Origin of the sequence: Streptomyces sp. SID3212 (assembly GCF_009865405.1) — a bacterium.
In the GTDB taxonomy this organism is placed as follows: Bacteria; Actinomycetota; Actinomycetes; order Streptomycetales; family Streptomycetaceae; genus Streptomyces.
Map to the genome: position 1 here is coordinate 1 of NZ_WWJY01000721.1, position 16,730 is coordinate 16,730.

Consider the following 16,730-nt stretch of genomic DNA (forward strand, 5'->3'; position numbering starts at 1 on the left):
CCGGCATGCGCGCCGCCCTCGCCGGCCTCGGCGACCGCGACGCGGCCGACCGGTGCTGGGCCGAGGCGCGGGAGGCGTACGCCACCGGGCGCGTGACCGGCGCCGACGCGGCCACGGCAGCGACCTGGCGGTGGCGGAACGGCGACTTCCCCCGCCTGATCCACCTGGTCGGCCCGTCGGGCAGCGGGAAGAGCACCTTCGCCGCGCGGCTCCCCGGCGTCGACACCCACGTGTCCCTGGACGACCTCAGGCAGGCCCGCGGCTCCCGTGCCGACCAGCGGGCCAACGCGGACGTGCTCCGCGAGGGCCTGCGCCGGCTCGACACCGCGCTGGCGGCCGGCCGTACGACCGTGGTGTGGGACGCCACGTCCCTCAGCCGCCACCAGCGTTCCCTGGTGCGGGCCGTGGCGCGCCGCCGCGACGCCCTGATCACGCAGGTGGTCGTCCTCGTCGGGGAGGAGGAGCTGGTACGGCGCAACGCCACGCGCGCCCACCCGGTGCCCCCGGAGGTGCTCGCCGGACAGCTGCACCGGTTCGACCCGCCGTACCCCGGCGAGGCACACCGCACGTGGTACGTCGGGCAGACCGGGACCGTCGAGGACACCGACGGAGGCGCCACCGCCGACCACGCCCCCGCCGGAAGCGAGACGTGATGCGTACCAGCGACGAGATCTACCACCGGGTCCGCTGGGACCCCCGCTTCGACCCGGCCCGGTTCGTCCTGGGGATCAACCAGCGCGGCGCCGCCCCCAAACGCGTCCCGCTGCCCGCCTTCGTCCCCGGGGGTGACATCCCGTGGCACCGGGTGCTGTTCGTCGAGGCCGACGGGGAGGTGGTCTGGGACCGCGCCACCGGAGTGGACCGCATCGACGTGTCGGACGCCGGCCGGGCACGGGACCCACGCATCCTGCGCGCGCCGTTCTTCACGGCCGGTACACCGTACGAGTGGGACGCGGCGGCCGGGTGGCGTACCGCGGACCGCACGCCCGCCGCGCCCACCGTACGGACGGGCGCGGAACTGCGCGTACTGACCTGGAACACCCTGTGGGACCGGTACGACAGCGACCGCGTCGAAACCGCCCGCCGCAGGCCCCTGTTGCTCGCCGCGCTGGAGGAGTCCGACGCGGACATCATCGCGTTGCAGGAGGTGGAGGCCGGGCTGCTCGCTCTGCTGCTGCGGGCCCCCTGGGTCCGCGCCGGCTACACGCTCGGTACGGATCCACGCGGGAACGACGTGGACGGCACCGGTCTGCTGCTCTTCAGCCGACTGCCCGTACGCGAGGCGGGACGCCACCTGCTCGGCCCGCACAAAGCCGTCACCGCCGTCGTCGCGGAGACGGCCGGCGGCCCGCTCGTGGTCGCCACCACTCACCTGAGCAGCGACCACTCCGACAACGGCCCGGCACGACGGCAGGCCGAACTGGCCCGGCTCGCCACGGGACTTGCGGACCTCGGCGCCCCCCTGATCCTGCTCGGCGACTTCAACGACGGGCGTGACGGCCAGGAAGGACCGGCCGCCGCCCTCGGGCTGCGCGATTCCTGGACGGAGGTGTACGGGCCCGGCGACCGCACCCCGACCTTCGACCCGGGCGTCAACCCGCTGGCCAGGATCTCCTCACTGTCCGGCCGGGCGTCCCGGCTGGACCGGATCCTGCTGGGGGCGGGGGGACTTCGCGCGACCGGAGCCCGCCTGCGAGGCGACACACCGGGTCCCGGCGGGCTGTACATCTCGGACCACTACGGCGTGGAGGTGGAGCTGGACGTCGAGGTCGAGGTCGAGATAGGCCTGCCCCCGGACGGGACCGGACCCGCCGAAACCAGCTCCTCCCACCCGCTCGACCTCCCGCCCACCGCCCGCACGGCGGTGGCCTGGCTCCCGCCCGAGGAACTGTGGCCCGCGATCCAGGACATCAGACGGGAGCACGACCCGCAGATCCACCGCTGGCCGCCGCACGTCAATCTGGTCTTCGGCTTCGTCCCGGAGTCCGCGTTCGAGCGGGCCGTACCGCTCCTGTCCGAAGTGGCCGCCGCGACAGCGCCGTTCACCGCCCGGCTCCACGGAGTGCACACCTTCGGTCACCGGGAGGACGCCACGGTCTGGCTCGACCCGGCCGCCGAAGGACCCGCGCCCTGGGCCGACTTGCACGCCGCCCTGGAGCGCCGTTTTCCCGGCTGCCGGGGCCGCGCGGAGGGCTTCACCCCGCACCTCACCCTGGGCCGTACCCGCGATCCGCACCACCTCGCCGCGCTCTGCGCCGACCGCCTGGGCGCCGGTGTGTCGGCACAGGTGGACGAACTTGTCGTGCTCTCACGCCGGGGCGACGAGCCGATGCGCCCCCGGGCGACGATCGCGCTGGGAACGGGCGAAGTGCGCTGGCTGCCGGAACAGCCGCCCACCCCACCCCCTACATCCACCGCACCCGCCCCACCCCGAACAGAGGACCCCTCCACACAGATCGCGCAGCACCTCTCACGCGCCCTGCCCGACGGAATCGTGCACGTCGTCGGATCACGACGCATGGGCGGTGCCCACGCGGGAGCGGACCTCGACCTGGTCGCGGCCCTGCCGGGCGTCGTCGACATCGCGGATGTCCGGGCGCGGGTGGCGGCCGCGCTGCCGTACGCCACCCGCCTGCGGCAGGTGACGGGCGCCCGGGTGCCGGGCCTGCGGCTGAGCGTCGACGGCCTGGACGTCGACCTCGGCGTGGTCGCCACCGGATCGCTCGCGCCCGCCGAAGTCGTGCCCAGGCGTGCGGAGTTGGGCGAGGCGGCGGCGATCGCGCTGAGCGCGGTGAGCGACGCGGACGCCGTACGAGCGGCCGTCGGCCACCACCACACCGGCTTCGCCCTCCTGGCCGGGCAGGTCAAGGAGTGGGCGAAGGCGCGCGGCCTCGACTCCGCGCCGTTCGGTGGATTGCCGGGCCTGGCCTGGTCCGTGATGGCGGCCCGTACGACCCGCGAGGCCGGCGGCCTCCCCCACGCCGACCTGCTCAGGCGCTTCTTCGCGACCTGGGCCGCCTGGGACTGGCGCGACCAGGTCGTCCTCACCCCGACCAGCGCCACCACCCCGGCCCGGGTCCCGGCCCAACAGGTCCCCACCACCCCGGCCTACACCATCCCGGTCCAGATCCTGACCCCGACCGCCCCGGTCCGCCCGTGCACCGCACAAGTCGGCCCCGGCTTCCGCGACTTGCTGACCCAGGAGCTCTACCGGGCCTGGGACATCGTGGAGACCGCGGCGAGCACCGGCACCGACCCGCTGCCCCGGCTCCTGACTCCCCCACCCCTGCACCGCAGGCACGCCGCCTGGCTGGTCCTGACCGTACGGGCCCCGGACGCCGAGGAGTTCGAAGAGACCCGGGGCCGCTTCCGGGGCCGCATGCGCGCCCTGCTCACCGCCCTCGAAGAAACGGGCGCCCCCGATGCCCACGCCTGGCCCCGTCCCTTCGAGACGGGCCCGGCGTCAGCGACGTACGCGATAGGCCTCGGCCCCACACCCCCACCCGCGTCCCACCTCGCCAGGATCACCGCACGATGGAGCAGAGGCCTGCCCGGCGTAGAAGCCCACACCGCGGAAGGCGGCGCCCTGCCCACTCCGCGGCTGCGGCTGGACCCGGGCTGATTCCGGTTTGCCCACGTCACCTGGCGTCGGCGCGTCCGCGCGCTCTCGAAGCGTGCAGGTTGTGGACGTTCCCGCAGGTCTTCGTGGAGTGCCAGGCGCGTGAGCGGTTGGGCGAGGCGTCGTAGAAGCACGCGCCGCACTGGGTCGTCGCGCAGGTCTTGAGGCGGTTCCAGGTGCCCGCCGTACGGGCCAGCAGCATTTCCATCGCGACCAGAGCGCTCACCCCGTCGGCTCCGCCCTGCGACGGGGTGTACTCCACCTCGCCGTCCGCCGTGATGTCGAGCCGGACCTCGGAACCCATCCGGCGGAAGCCCCGCTCGCCCGGCGGCAGCGTCCCGGCGTTCTCCGCCGTGGCGCGCAGGCCGTGGCGCAGGGACTCGCGCAGCTCACGCAGCCCGCCGAGATCGCCCTCGCGGAGGTCGATCGCGGGGGCCCGGAGCCCGGACTCGGCCGACCAGCCCGCCACCGCCCGGTCGAGCCAGGCACGGGCCGCCGGCAGGTCGGTCAGCAGATCCAGGCCCGGCTGCCCCCGCCAGGCGTAGAGGGAGGTGTTCACCAGGTCCTGGACCAGCCGGAGGCCGGCGGGGGCCAGGGCGAGGTCGAAGCGCCCGGTCGTGCCACGGTCCCGTTGAGTGAGGGTGTCTTCCTCCTCGTACCTCATGACCTAATCGTAACTTTTTCGCGAACGTCGTGCGCGCCGCGATATTCAGTGAATTCCTTTGGCATTCACGAATGGCACGACCCGCGCCTCTCCCCCGCGATTTCCGCTTCTACGTTACGGGTTCTACGTTACGGGTGTTGTCGGCGTTTCCGGCGTTACGCGGGCCCGGCACCGCTCCCCCGCTCCGCCGCCACGATTCCGCGCACCGCCGGGGCGACCTCCTCCGCGAACTGCCGGATGACGTCCGGTGACTCCGCCCGATAGAGGAAGAACGCGCTGATTCCGTGGGACAGGGCGAGGTCCGCCAGCTGTTCCACCCACAGCCGCGGCGGCCCGTCCAGGAAACCGGAACCGGAACCCGAGCCCGATCCGGAATCCGGCGCGAACCGTCCCTCGATGTTGTACCCCCGCCTCACCTCCCCCGGCGAGCGCCCCGCCTCCAGCGCGGCCTCGTCGATGACCCGGTTCGCCGCCGGCAGGTGTTCCGGCGGCAGGAACGGCGAGCTGGGCACCCAGCCGTCCGCGACCGCGCCCACCAGACGGAGCATCCGCGGCTGGTACGCGCCCAGCCAGATGCCGAGGTCGTGCGCGGGACGCGGCCCCGGCTTCACCCCGGCCAACTGATAGTGCGCGCCCTCGAAGCTCACCGCGCTCTCCGAGGTCCACAGGGCGCGGATGATCCGTACGGCCTCCTCCAGCGCCTCGACCGACTCGCCGGCGTTCCGCCGGGGACCGCCCTCGGCGACGATCAGGTCCCACATCTGCTGGGCCCCCGTGGCGAGGCCCAGCTCGAAACGGCCGCCACTGAGGATGTCCAGCGTCGCGGCGGTGCGGGCGAGCGCGGTGGGCGGGCGCAGCGGGAGGTTCGCCATGTTGGGCATCACCGTGATGCGCTCCGTCCGGGCCACGACGGCAGCCAGCAGGGCCATCGTGTCGAGCCGTTCCGGCCAGTACGGATGATCCGAGAGCGTCACCACGTCGAGTCCGACGGCCTCCATCAGCTCGGCCAGGGCGAGGACGTCCTGCGGCCGGTCGGCGGGCGGTTCCAGCAGGGCCCCGAACATCAGGTCGTGACCGTGGTCGCCAGTCATCGCCGCACCCCCGTCCGCGGCGGCGTCGGCGTGCCGTACACCTTCACCGCGTGCCGCTCGAACGCCTGCGTCGCGAGATCCGCGAAGACCGGACGGACCTCCGGCGGCAGGCCGGCGACGATGTCCCTGACGGTGTCGGGATCGCCCTCGTACGCCATCATCCCGAAGATCAGCGCCATCTGTTCCGGTGCCAGATCGGCGCCGCCCTCGGCGACCATCTGCCCCCACTCGGCCGCCGTGATGTGCTTCTCGATCAGCGGAAGTGCCTGGTCCTCCTCGATCGCGAGGTGGTCGACCAGCAGGTCCAGCAGCCGCCGCAGCGCGTCGGTGAGCGCCGCGCCGTCCTCCGGGTCGACGGTGACCCGCCACGTGGCCGAGCGGTCCCGCACCTCGGCGTTGGCCCGCTCGATCGCCTCGTGCTGGTCTTCCATGACCCGTACGACCGCCGCCGCCTCCGGGCCACCCCTGGTGAGGAGCCTGGGCCAGAGGTGCACGTCCTCGCCCTCGTGGTGATGGCGCAGGACGTTGTCCACGAGGTCGAGGTGGTCGGCCACGATCCGCGCGCGCTCGGCGTCGCCGCTCTCCACGCCGCGTACCAGATCGGGCGCGAGACCGATCTCGCGGCGGAACAAGGAGTGCGCCAGATACATATCGCGCACATCGGCGTAGGGCTCGTTGCTCATGTTCGTTTCCCTAAGAGTGTCCACGTTCTTTGTGCTTTTCGAATGTGAACACTAACAGGGCACCGCTCACTTTCCGGGAAATTGTCCGGCAAGCGAAATTGATTATCCGCGGAGCGTCCTCAGCGGCGTCTGGCCGTACGTCGCCTCGTGCGCGGCGGCGAACCGGCCCAGATGACGGAAGCCCCAGCGCCGCGCGACGGCGGCGACGGATTCCGTGAAGGGGTCCGCGGCCCGCAGTTCCTCGTGCGCCCGGCGCAGCCTGACCTCACGCACATAGGCCATCGGCGACATTCCCAGGTGCCGGCGGAAACCGTTCTGGAGCGTACGGACACTGACATCGCAGGACGACGCCAGCAGTGACACGGTCAGGGGCGCCCGGGGGTCGGCCTCGATGAGGTCGACCGCCGCGCGGACCGCGGCGGGGCGCGCGGCGCCCACGGGCGTCCTCAGCTGCTCGGAGTACGAGTGTGTCGCGGCCAGGAGGAAGCCGTTCACCATGCTCTCCGCGAGCGGGGCCGCGACGAGCGGCTGGTGGAGCAGGCTGTCCGGCGCGGTCGACTGCCGGTTGACCGACAGCAGCAGGTCGGCCCAGCCGCGGCCGAAACCGGCGGCGGTGTTCATGGTGTGTCCGAAGGTGATCCGCGCCGGTGCGCGGTCGCCCAGGAGCCGGGCCAGCGCGGCATTCATGGACGGCGAGTCGAACCGTACGCACAGCGCGTGGTAACCCGCCGCCCACCGGCCGGCGAACGCTCCCCCGCCCGGCCGGAGGACGGCGGTGGCCTCGCGGGTGTGGGTCAGGTCGACGCCGCAGTGGCGCGAGTCGAAGCGGCCCGCGAGCGGGAGGTGGACGTAGTAGTGGGCGCCGATGTCGTCGCAGGTGACGGCCCAGTCGTGCGCGAAGGTGACGTCGCCGAGGCCCACTGGGCCGATGCTGACCTCACGGTACGTCGAGGCGAAGCGGGCTTCCGTCGTGCCGATCGTGTCGATCGTCGGGGTGTGCAGGGGCACTGTCCCTCCTCGGGGCGTCGATGCCGTTCCGAGAGTGAGAACGTGTGACAGGGCGGGCGCGGTTCATCGCGTACGGCGGGCCGGTCCACCGCACACACCGGACGGGGTCCCTCGTGTACCGAGCCGACGACGCCCGCCACCCCAACGTAACGCTCCGGCCGCCCCCGGCGTGGCGCGCGACCGCCGCGGGTGCCGCGCCGTGTCTCCTGGCCGGTCCCGCAGGGTGCGCGCCGGGAAAGTCCGTGTTTCCGTGTGATGAACCAACCGTCCCGAGCGCCTCCGGGTTGATTCACTGACCGTCATGGACCTGAACACGGTGATGGAGGTACGGGACGCGCGCGACGCCGCGCCCTGGCTGCCGGGTGACGCCTGGCTGGGCGGCGGGACGCACCTGTTCTCCGAGCCGCAGCCGCACCTGCGGCGCCTGGTGGATCTGAGCCGTACCGGCTGGACCCCGGTCACGACGCGCCCGGACGGTTCACTGGAGATCGCCGCGACCTGCACCGTCGCCCAGCTGTCCCGGTTCGCGAAGGAGCTGCGCGCCGAGGCCGCGCCGTTGTTCGAGGAATGCTGCCGTGCCTTCCTCGCCTCCTTCAAGATCTGGAACATGGCCACGGTCGGCGGGAACCTCTGCAACGCCCTCCCGGCCGGCCCCATGATCTCCCTCACCGCCGCGCTGGACGGAACGTGCCTGCTGCGCTCCCAGGCCGGTCTCCTGCGCCGGGTCCCGGTCACGGGCTTCGTCACCGGCGCGGGCCGCCACGTGCTGGCCGAGGGCGAGCTGCTGCGGTCCGTCACCCTGCCCGCCCGGGCCCTCGCGTGCCGTACGGCATTCCGGCAGGCGTCGCTGTACGGGCTCGGCCGCTCGGGTGTGCTGGTCATCGGCACACTCGACCCCGCCGACCGCTCGCTCACGATCACCGTCACGGCCTCGACCGTCCGCCCGGTCCGGCTGCGCTTCCCCGGGCCGCCCACGGCGGACGGAGTACGGACCGCGATCGACGGGGCCGTCGCCGAGGACGAGTGGTTCGACGACATCCACGGGCTGCCGGAGTGGCGGCGGCACATGACACTGCGGTACGCGGAGGAGATCCGCCGCGCACTGTCACCGGCCGGGGAACACCACGGAGCACGGGGAGCGTGAATGAGCTTCGGGATCGAGGTGAACGGCCGGCCGTTCACACGCGAGCCGCGCCCCGGCCAGTGCCTGCGCACCTACCTGCGCGAGAGCGGCTGGTTCGGTGTGAAGAAGGGCTGCGACGCGGGCGACTGCGGTGCCTGTACGGTCCATGTGGACGGCGAGCCCGTGCACAGCTGCCTCTACCCCGCCTTCCGCGCCGACGGCCGTACGCTCACCACGGTCGAGGGCCTGGCCGCCGGGAGCGGTGAACTCCACCCCGTACAGCGGCGGTTCCTGGACGCGCAGGGTTTCCAGTGCGGGTTCTGCACAGCGGGGTTCCTGATGACGGCCGTTGCCCTGGACGAGGAGCAACGCGCCGACCTGCCACGGGCGTTCAAGGGCAACCTGTGCCGCTGCACCGGTTACCGGGCCATCGAGGACGCGGTACGCGGCGTGTGCCACGCCGAGGCTCCCGCGCCCGGCGAGGCAGTGGGCCGCAACCTGCCGGCCCCCGCCGGGCCGCAGGTCGTGACGGGCACCGCCCGCTACACCTTCGACGTCGACCTGCCCGGCCTGCTCCACATGAAGCTGCTGCGCTCCCCGCACGCCCACGCCCGCGTCGTGGCCGTCGATACGTCGGCGGCCCTGCGCGTACCGGGTGTGCACGCCGTCCTGACCCATCACGACGCTCCCCGGCGGCACTTCTCCACCGCACGCCACGAGCACCCCGAGGAGGACCCGGCCGACACCCGCGTCCTCGACGACACCGTCCGCCACATCGGCCAGCGTGTCGCGGCGGTGGTCGCGGACAGCGAGGCCGCCGCCGAGGAGGGCTGCCGCCGTGTCGAGGTGACGTACGAGGTGCTGCCCGCCGTCCTCGACCCGGAGGAGGCGATGCGTCCCGGCGCACCGGTCGTCCACGACAAGGACCCGGCGACGGCGCGGATCGCCCGCCCCCGGGACAACGTCGTCGGTGAGACCCACCGCGAGATCGGCGACGTCGAGGCGGGCTTCGCCGAGGCCGACGCCGTGTACGAGGACACGTACCGCACCCAGCGCGTGCAGCACGCCAGCCTGGAGACGCACGGAGCCCTCGGCTGGTTCGACGAGGACAACCGGCTGAACGTACGCACCAGTTCGCAGACGCCCTTCCTGACGCGGCGAGCGCTGTGCGCGTTGTACGACCTCCCGGAGGAGCGGGTGCGGGTGGTCGCGGGCCGGGTCGGCGGCGGCTTCGGTGGCAAGCAGGAGATGCTGGTGGAGGACATCGTGGCTCTGGCGGTGCTGCGGCTGCGCCGGCCGGTGAAGCTGGAGTACACACGCGCCGAACAGTTCTACGGCGCCACCACCCGGCACCCGTTCAGCGTCCGCCTCAAGGTCGGGGCGCGCCGCGACGGCACACTGACCGCGATCCGGCTGCGGGTGGTGTCCGACACGGGGGCGTACGGAAATCACGGCCCGTCGGTGATGTTCCACAGCGTCGGCGAGTCGCTGGCGGTCTACCGAGCGCCGAACAAGAAGGTCGACGCCTTCGCCGTCTACACCCACACCGTCCCGGCCGGCGCCTATCGCGGGTACGGACTGGGCCAGGTCATGTTCGCGGTCGAGTCGGCCCTGGACGAACTCGCCCGCCGACTGGGCCTGGACCCACTGGAGTTCAAGGCGAAGAACATCATCGGGCCCGGAGAACCACTGGTCACTCCCGGCGGCTGGGACGAGGACCTGCACGTCGCCAGCTACGGACTCGACCAGTGCCTGGGCGTGGTGCGGCGCGCGCAGGCGGAGCCGCTCACCAAGTCCGCGACCGATGCCGTGACCCATGCCATGGCCGACGCCGTGACCGATGCCGTACCGGACGGCTGGCTGGTCGGCGAGGGCACCGCTCTCGCGATGATCGCCACGGGCCCTCCCGGCGGCCACCACGCCGACGCACGCGCCGCCCTGCTGCCCGACGGAACCTTCGATCTCGCCGTGGGCACGGCCGAGTTCGGCAACGGCACCACCACCGTCCACCGGCAGATCGCCTCCGGCGAACTCGCCACCACCGCCGAACGGATCACCGTCCGGCAGTCCGACACCGACGTCGTACGCCATGACACCGGCGCCTTCGCCTCCACCGGCATCGTCGTCGCGGGAAAGGCCACGCTGCGCGCCTCCCGCGCGCTCGCCGATCTGCTCCTCGACTTCGCCGCCGGCCACCTGTCCGTACCGCGCGCCGACTGCCGGCTCACGGAGGAGGCGGTGGTCCACCCGGGCGGTCGGCTGCTCCTGAAGGAGCTGTACGAGGCGGCGGGGGCGCGGGGCGTCACCCTGACCGCCGGCGGTCACTTCGGTGGCACCCCCCGCTCGGTCGCCTTCAACGCCCAGTGGTTCCGCCTCGCCGTCGATCCCGGCACCGGCGAGATCCGTATCCTGCGCAGTGTGCACGCCGCCGACGCGGGCACGGTCATGAACCCGATGCAGTGCCGCGGCCAGGTCGAGGGCGGAGTCGCCCAGGCCCTGGGCGCCACGCTCTTCGAGGACGTACGGATCGGCGAACGCGGCGAGGTCGAGACCGCCGACTTCCGCCGCTACCGCGTCCCCCAGTACGCCGACGTCCCGCGCACCGAGGTCCACTTCACGGACACCGCCGACACCATCGGCCCCCTCGGCGCCAAATCGATGAGCGAGAGCCCCTTCAACCCGGTCGCTCCCGCCCTGGCCAACGCCCTGCGCGACGCGACGGGCCTCCGCTTCACCCAACTGCCCCTCACCCGCGACCGGGTGTGGCTGGCGCTGGACAGGGCGGGGGTGTCGGCCCCACACCACCGTGAACGCGGGAAACTGGACGGATGACGACCGAACGGACCCTCGCGTCCTCCGAAGCCATGCACCACCACCTCGTGGACGAACTGAACCTCGCCCTGCGCAGGGTGGGCATGTACGGGGAACTCGGCACCAGCATGTGGTTCCTGATGCGCCAGCTCCTCGTCCTGGAGCAGCGGCCCGAGGTCTGGGACGAACAGAAGGACCGCTGGGAGCGGCGCGGGCTGTGGGGCCCGAAGGGCGTGGAGGGCGCGCTCGCCCGCTACTTCCCGTCCCACCTCACGTACGCCGCGTCCTCCGTCTACACCGAATTCGCCCGCGAGGAGGGCTGGTTGAGGCCCGACCGCGTCCTGGACGCGGAGAGGTACGCCGAACTGCGGGACACAGCAGGCCCATGGGCCGCGGACGACCGCACATGGACCGACGTCACCGCGGCCTTCGGCCCCCCGTCCGTCCAGATCGGGGGCAGCAACCCCCGCTACAGCAAGACCCTCTGTTACGTCACCGACGACCTGACCCGGCCCATGGTCGCCTTCCACCTGTGGAACGGCACGGACCAGGAGGAGCGGCCGACCCACGAGACCCCCCTCCTGCTCGCCGTACGATCCGGCGAAGGCCCCATCACCGACACCCTCACCTTCACCCCCCAGGGCCGGAGCCGCCGGCCGAAGGACGACGACTGGAACCAGTGCCGCTGATTCGCGATCGCGGCCACGGTCGGCGGCCCTCCTCCCGGTGGGCCGTCAGCCGAAGCGGCCGTTCACGTAGTCCGATGTCCGTTCGTCGCGGGGGCGGTTGAACATGTCGTCCGTCGGGCCGTGTTCGACGATCGCGCCCGGGGTGCCCTGTTCCGCGAGGAAGAAGGCGCAGGAGTCGGAGACGCGGGCCGCCTGTTGCATGTTGTGGGTGACGATGACGATCGTCACCTCGTGCTTCAGGTCGTGGATGGTCTCCTCGATCCGCCGCGTCGACGTCGGGTCGAGGGCCGAGCACGGCTCGTCCATCAGCAGGACGCGCGGGCGGACGGCCAACGACCTTGCTATGCACAGGCGTTGCTGCTGGCCGCCGGAGAGCGCGCCGCCGGGCTGGCGGAGGCGGTCCTTGACCTCGCGCCACAGGCCCGCCTTCGTCAGGCACTCCTCGACCAGGTCGTCCTTGCCGTCCCGGGGCGCCTTGATGGCGTTCAGCTTCAGGCCGGCGAGGACGTTGTCGTACAGGGTCATCGCCGGGAACGGGTTCGGCTTCTGGAAGACCATGCCGATCTCCCGGCGGGCGCGGGTGATGCGCCGGCCCCGGTCGTAGATGTCGTCGCCGTCGAGGAGCACCCGGCCCGCCAGCGAGGCCGAACCGATCAGCTCGTGCATGCGGTTGAGGATCCGCAGGAAGGTCGACTTGCCGCAGCCGGACGGGCCGATGAGGGCGGTCACCTCCCGGGCGGGCATGGTCAGCGAGACCCGGTCGAGGACCTTGTGGTCACCGAACCAGGCGGAGATCCCCGCCGCCTCCAGCGTGGCGGGACCGCCGCTCGTCAGACCCCGTACCGGCGGCAGGGCAAGTGTGTCGAGAAGGTCCGGGGTGGTGGTCATCGTCTCGTTCGACTCCTCTGTTCTCATTGCGGGTCGGGAATTCACAGCAGGTTCGGGAGGAGGCGGGTCGCCGCCGACGCGACGGAGAGACCCGCCGCGGCCAGTACGGGCACCGCGCAGATCCAGGTCTGCCACCGGCCCCACACCCGGTGCGCCCAGACCGTGAGCAGCGCGACGGCCAGCAGCACCTGCGACCAGAGGAAGACCGCGAGCCAGGCGCCGCCGTCGCCCGCGAGGGCCTCCTCCGACGCGTCGATCCGCCCGGAGCGGGGCGGCGCGGGCTGCACCGGACTGGTCAACTCGGCGTCCACCCGCAGGAGTCCGGAAGGGGTGTACGCGTCGCCGGTCGCCGTGATGAGCGTCAGACGACCCCCACCCGCGCCGATCGCGGGCGGCAGCGGGTCGCCGGGGCGCCGCACCCCCGTGACCCGGTACACCGCCTTTCCCTGACCGGTCGTCACCTCGATCACCGCCCCGGTGGGAAGCCGGTCGAGATGCACGAACGGCGAGCCGTACCCCCACTGCCGGCCCATGATCAGGGAGGTGCCCGCCTGCCCCGGCAGGACGGAGTCACGGCGGTGTCCGGGGCCGGACATCAGGACGCCCGAGGTGCTGCCCTCGGCCACCACCTCGCGCAGCCCCAGGACGGGGATCCTCAGCAGCCCGACCGGCGCGCCCACCTCGAGCGGCTTGTCGTCGTACGTCCGCTGCCCCACCGGGGCCGTCCCGAGGGCGAGTTGCTTGCGCAGCTCGTCGTACGCCACCTCCTGGTCACGCGCGTGCTGGAGATGCCCGACGACCGTGAGGCTCGCGACGAAGCCCAGCAGCACGGCCGCCAGGACACAGAGGATCGCGCCCAGCAGCGCGAGCCCCGGTTTGGCGGGCGGCCGTACCCGCGCGGCGGGCTCCGGTCGCTGGGGGGTGGCCGTCGCGAGGGGCGGCGGCGGGGACAGCACGGTCACGGGGGTGCGCTCCTCGCGAGGCGGAGAGGTGGGATAAATGGGGTGAGAGGGGCTGGCTTGCTCAGTGGGGCGCGGGTCAGTGCCTCGGAGCCGTGAAGCTCAGCAGCCCCCGGCGCCGTACGAACAGCACACACGCCGCGCCCGCCGTCACGAGCGACAGCGCGCCGAGCCCGGCCGCGAGCGCGTCGGTGCCGGTGCTCGCCAGCGATCCCCCGCCGTCGGAGGAACCGCCGCCACCACCGGACGTACCCGCTCCACCGTCGCCGCTCCCGCCGGCGTCCCCGCCCGACGCACCGCCGTCCGTGTCGGTCGGCTCAGGCGTGGCGGATTCGCTCGGGTCGTCCGACGGATCCGGGTCCGGGTCGCCCCCGGCCCCGACCGTGAAGACGAAGGGCACGCTGTGACCGTCCGCCGCGTCCTCGGCCAGCGTCAGCGTGTGCTCCCCGTCCACGATGTCCTCGGGGACGGTGAAGGGATACTTGTCGACCGTGCCGTCGGCGTTCGCGGTCGCGTCGGCGAGCGCCGCCCCGGAGTCGGCGAGGGCGACCTTGACCTTGGCGTCCTTCGTGTAGCCCCGGGCGGTGACGTACACCTTCTGGCCCGCTTCGAGCGTCGGGTTCGGGTCGAGAGTCGTGCCGGCCTCATCGATGACGTCGAGATCGGCGGGCTCCTCCGGGCCGGTGGGCGTGCCGCTGGGGCTCGGGGAGGGGGCCGTGACGGGGACGCCGAGTGTGCCGGTCGACTCGGTGAAGGCCTCGGTGTCGGTCGGCGTGAACACGGCCTCGTACAGGGCCGGGTTGGCGTTCGCCGGCAGCGTCGTGCTGATCGTGGCCCTGCCCCCGGCGACCACGGCGGAGCCCAGCTCGGCGGGTGTGCCGTGGGTGCTGCGGAAGACGACCGATCCGGCCGCGTCCTCCGGCGTCACGGTGGCGGTGAGTTCGATCGTCGCGCCGGCCTCGCCCTCGGCCGGGGTGGCGGTCAGCTCGGTCTGGGTGGGCCGTACCTCCACCAGGCTCCAGGAGCCCGCGGTCACCCGGATGACCGCGCTGAAGTATCCGTTCACGACGTTGTCCGCCGGCGCGCAGCCCGCCGCCAGCACGTAGTCACCGTCGAGGATCTTCCCGTCGGCGTCCACCCGGTCGATGTAGAGCGCGGCCTCGTCGAGCGAGACGTTGAGCAGCCCGTCCGGGCCGGTCTTCGACAGGTCCGCCACCACCGGGCCGGCCCCGTCGTAGGGCGCGCCGTCGACGGTCGTCGCGACTCGTTCGCGGTACGAGCCGTCCTCGTTGGACAGTTCGACCCGCAGGTTCTGGTACGGCGAGGCCGGGTCGGCCGGCGCCGGGCAGGCCGCGCTCGTGGTGAGGGTCCCGGACAGCTTGTCCGCGGTGTTGCCCGTGGCGGGCGCCAGGGTGAACGTACCGATGGGTTCGTCGGCGCGCGCGGGGGTGGACAGCGCCAGCACCGCCGCGAGCATGCCGAAGAGCAGTGCGCAACAGGTCAGCAGGCTGACGGGTGATCTGTGTGGTGCCAGGCGGTACATGCTGTCTCCCCCACGGGGTGTTGTCGGTCGTTGTGACGGGTTGTGACGGGTGTGGTCGGTCGTCGGATACGCCGTGGAGCCGGGCACCCCTGGGGGTGCCCGGCCGTGGCGCGGTCAGGGAGCGGCGGTGATCAGCGCTCGCCCTTGAGCGTGGTGGAACCGCACGCCGAACCGAGGCCGCCGAAGCCGTAGTTGGCGATGGCGGCGGTGGTCACGGCGTTGCAGACCTTGGACGTCGAGCCGACGAAGGTCGTCGAGATCGGCGCGACGGTCAGCTTGTTGGTGGGGACGACGTTGTAGACGTCGCGCAGGTACGGGAAGCTCGCGTTCAGGGCGGTGCCGATGCGCGGCGCCTGGCCGTTGACCGAGCCGAGCAGCGCGGAGCCGCGGCGGTTCGGGACGCCGGCGATGCCGCGGCCCTGGGCGTAGTACTGGGCGACCGAGTACGGCGCGATGTCACCGGCGGTGTCCAGCACGGTGCCGTCGTTCTCCTGCGAACCGCTGGTGACGCAGGCACCGGGCGTGGTGACGCCGATGGAGCTGAGGAAGAACTGCCGCGTGCCGGAGCTGGCCTGGGGCAGGAGCGGCGTCAGGGCGACACCGTTGAGCGTGGTGAGGGTGCACTCGTACACACCCTTCAGCTGCGCCGTCGTCAGGTTCGTGGGCAGGCCGCTGCCGCTGCGGTACGCGTAGGAGACCGCGTCCTTGGCGAAGGGGATCCAGGTCAGGTCCGTGGTGGTGGTGTCCGCGGGGGTACGGGAGGAGCGTGCGAAGTCGAGGCAGCCCGAGGCGGTGTCGACCGCGGTACGGAGCGCGTCGATGCCGGCCGAGGAACCGTTGGGCCGGGCGATCACACAACCGGTCGCGCGGGTCTGGATGTTGGCCGTGCCGGTCGCGTTGTACGAGGCGATCGTGGCGCCGCTGTCGACCGTGTTGCCGAGGCCGTTCAGCACGTCCTGGGTGGTGTCGGAGCCGGTGCCCGCGAGGACGCGGGGCGCGGGCGGGTCGGCGGACGCGGGGGTGGTGAGCAGGCCGAGGCCGAGGGCGGCCGTGCCGACGAGGGCACCGATACGGGCGTAGGACTTGACGTTCACTTCTGTTCTCCTCCGTGGAGTAAGACAGCAAGGAATGGACGTACAAGAAGAATCCGGATTTCGCAGCCACCGACCCGTCGGCCGGCCACCGCAAACCATGCCTTACGGAGCTGCTGACGGCCACCAACTCCGGCAGCGGATCAGGTTACGTGCGCATTGCCTACGCATCTCCAAAAAGATCGGCGACAGGGAAAAGGAAAGGGAATTCCCGTCCCGGCCGGAACGGGAATTCCTCTCCGAAGAGCGGTGAAGAGCTTTGCAGAGCCGTCAGGCGTTCAGGTCTTCTGGCGTTCAGGCGTTCAGGTCTTCAGGCGTTCAGGTGGACCGGCGTACCGAGAGCCGCAGCAGTACGGGCCCGGCCAGCGCGGCGGCGCCGCCCGCGACGAGCACGCCGAGCAGGGCCCAGCGGATGGCACCCAGCACCCCGCCGGGGGTCACCCCGCCCGACTGCGCGACGGTCTTCCTGTCCGTCGCGGATTCGGCCGCCGGGGTGGCCGGAGCGCCGCTCCCGGGCCCCGCGCCGGAGTCCTCGCCCGCACCGCCGCCGCTCCCGGCGCC

Annotated in this window: 12 protein-coding genes and 2 pseudogenes; 5 read left to right on the plus strand and 9 right to left on the minus strand. The window is 72.5% G+C overall.

The annotated features are described in order from the left end of the window. Window positions 1-653 (plus strand): ATP-binding protein (locus GT042_RS21670; RefSeq protein ID WP_161310388.1); only part of this gene is annotated, 653 nt, incomplete at its 5' end. Continuing rightward, window positions 653-3,622: a poly(A) polymerase gene (locus tag GT042_RS21675; protein WP_161310400.1), complete on the plus strand. Its 2,970-nt coding sequence runs from the start codon at window positions 653-655 to the stop codon at window positions 3,620-3,622. The genes GT042_RS21670 and GT042_RS21675, both read left to right, overlap by 1 nt. 16 nt (window positions 3,623-3,638) lie before the next feature. Here GT042_RS21675 and GT042_RS21680 read toward each other — a convergent pair whose 3' ends face one another. From GT042_RS21680 to GT042_RS21695, 4 genes are all read right to left on the minus strand, one after another. After that, window positions 3,639-4,283, minus strand: coding sequence for a CGNR zinc finger domain-containing protein (locus GT042_RS21680; protein ID WP_161310389.1), 645 nt, complete (start codon window positions 4,281-4,283; stop codon window positions 3,639-3,641). A 155-nt stretch (window positions 4,284-4,438) separates the two neighbouring features. Next, on the minus strand, window positions 4,439-5,374 hold the full coding sequence (locus GT042_RS21685) for an LLM class flavin-dependent oxidoreductase (protein ID WP_161310390.1): 936 nt from the start codon (window positions 5,372-5,374) through the stop codon (window positions 4,439-4,441). Then, window positions 5,371-6,057 carry a hemerythrin domain-containing protein gene (locus GT042_RS21690; RefSeq protein ID WP_161310391.1) on the minus strand — a complete coding sequence of 229 codons (687 nt, stop codon included), beginning with the start codon at window positions 6,055-6,057 and terminating at the stop codon, window positions 5,371-5,373. Before GT042_RS21690 ends, GT042_RS21685 begins: the two co-directional genes overlap by 4 nt. 102 nt (window positions 6,058-6,159) lie before the next feature. Then, a complete protein-coding gene (locus GT042_RS21695) occupies window positions 6,160-7,065 on the minus strand; it encodes an AraC family transcriptional regulator (protein ID WP_161310392.1) in 906 nt (301 codons plus the stop codon). 301 nt (window positions 7,066-7,366) lie between these two features. Between GT042_RS21695 and GT042_RS21700 the strand changes: the two genes are divergently transcribed. The 3 genes and pseudogenes from GT042_RS21700 to GT042_RS21710 all read left to right on the plus strand — a co-directional run bounded on the left by GT042_RS21700 (window position 7,367) and on the right by GT042_RS21710 (window position 11,688). Beyond that, window positions 7,367-8,209 carry an FAD binding domain-containing protein gene (locus tag GT042_RS21700; protein WP_161310393.1) on the plus strand — a complete coding sequence of 281 codons (843 nt, stop codon included), beginning with the start codon at window positions 7,367-7,369 and terminating at the stop codon, window positions 8,207-8,209. Next, a pseudogene (locus tag GT042_RS21705) lies at window positions 8,210-11,020 on the plus strand (molybdopterin-dependent oxidoreductase); the annotation flags it as partial. Continuing rightward, the gene (locus tag GT042_RS21710; protein ID WP_161310395.1) at window positions 11,017-11,688 is read left to right on the plus strand and encodes a hypothetical protein; all 672 of its coding nucleotides are present in this window, start codon (window positions 11,017-11,019) and stop codon (window positions 11,686-11,688) included. The pseudogene GT042_RS21705 and the gene GT042_RS21710, both read left to right, overlap by 4 nt. 45 nt (window positions 11,689-11,733) lie before the next feature. Here the strand turns inward: GT042_RS21710 and GT042_RS21715 are convergent, their stop codons facing one another. From GT042_RS21715 to GT042_RS21735, 5 genes and pseudogenes are all read right to left on the minus strand, one after another. Then, window positions 11,734-12,576: a phosphate ABC transporter ATP-binding protein gene (locus GT042_RS21715; RefSeq protein WP_161310396.1), complete on the minus strand. Its 843-nt coding sequence runs from the start codon at window positions 12,574-12,576 to the stop codon at window positions 11,734-11,736. A 41-nt stretch (window positions 12,577-12,617) separates the two neighbouring features. After that, window positions 12,618-13,538, minus strand: a complete 921-nt coding sequence (locus GT042_RS21720) for a class E sortase (RefSeq protein ID WP_161310397.1) — start codon at window positions 13,536-13,538, stop codon at window positions 12,618-12,620. A 76-nt stretch (window positions 13,539-13,614) separates the two neighbouring features. Beyond that, window positions 13,615-15,078 (minus strand): hypothetical protein, encoded by a 1,464-nt coding sequence (locus GT042_RS21725; RefSeq protein WP_161310398.1) that lies wholly within the window; start codon window positions 15,076-15,078, stop codon window positions 13,615-13,617. A 131-nt stretch (window positions 15,079-15,209) separates the two neighbouring features. Then, window positions 15,210-16,172, minus strand: coding sequence for a substrate-binding domain-containing protein (locus GT042_RS21730; protein ID WP_161310399.1), 963 nt, complete (start codon window positions 16,170-16,172; stop codon window positions 15,210-15,212). Between the two features lie 315 nt (window positions 16,173-16,487). Then, a pseudogene (locus tag GT042_RS21735) lies at window positions 16,488-16,730 on the minus strand (hypothetical protein); the annotation flags it as partial.

What these genes read in the sequence shown, in the direction of transcription:
- GT042_RS21675 (WP_161310400.1), top strand. Translation starts at nt 653, where the DNA reads ATGCGTACCAGCGACGAGATCTACCACCGGGTCCGCTGGGACCCCCGC.
- GT042_RS21725 (WP_161310398.1), bottom strand. Translation starts at nt 15,078, where the DNA reads ATGTACCGCCTGGCACCACACAGATCACCCGTCAGCCTGCTGACCTGT.
- GT042_RS21715 (WP_161310396.1), bottom strand. Translation starts at nt 12,576, where the DNA reads ATGACCACCACCCCGGACCTTCTCGACACACTTGCCCTGCCGCCGGTA.
- GT042_RS21710 (WP_161310395.1), top strand. Translation starts at nt 11,017, where the DNA reads ATGACGACCGAACGGACCCTCGCGTCCTCCGAAGCCATGCACCACCAC.
- GT042_RS21690 (WP_161310391.1), bottom strand. Translation starts at nt 6,057, where the DNA reads ATGAGCAACGAGCCCTACGCCGATGTGCGCGATATGTATCTGGCGCAC.
- GT042_RS21700 (WP_161310393.1), top strand. Translation starts at nt 7,367, where the DNA reads ATGGACCTGAACACGGTGATGGAGGTACGGGACGCGCGCGACGCCGCG.
- GT042_RS21685 (WP_161310390.1), bottom strand. Translation starts at nt 5,374, where the DNA reads ATGACTGGCGACCACGGTCACGACCTGATGTTCGGGGCCCTGCTGGAA.
- GT042_RS21680 (WP_161310389.1), bottom strand. Translation starts at nt 4,283, where the DNA reads ATGAGGTACGAGGAGGAAGACACCCTCACTCAACGGGACCGTGGCACG.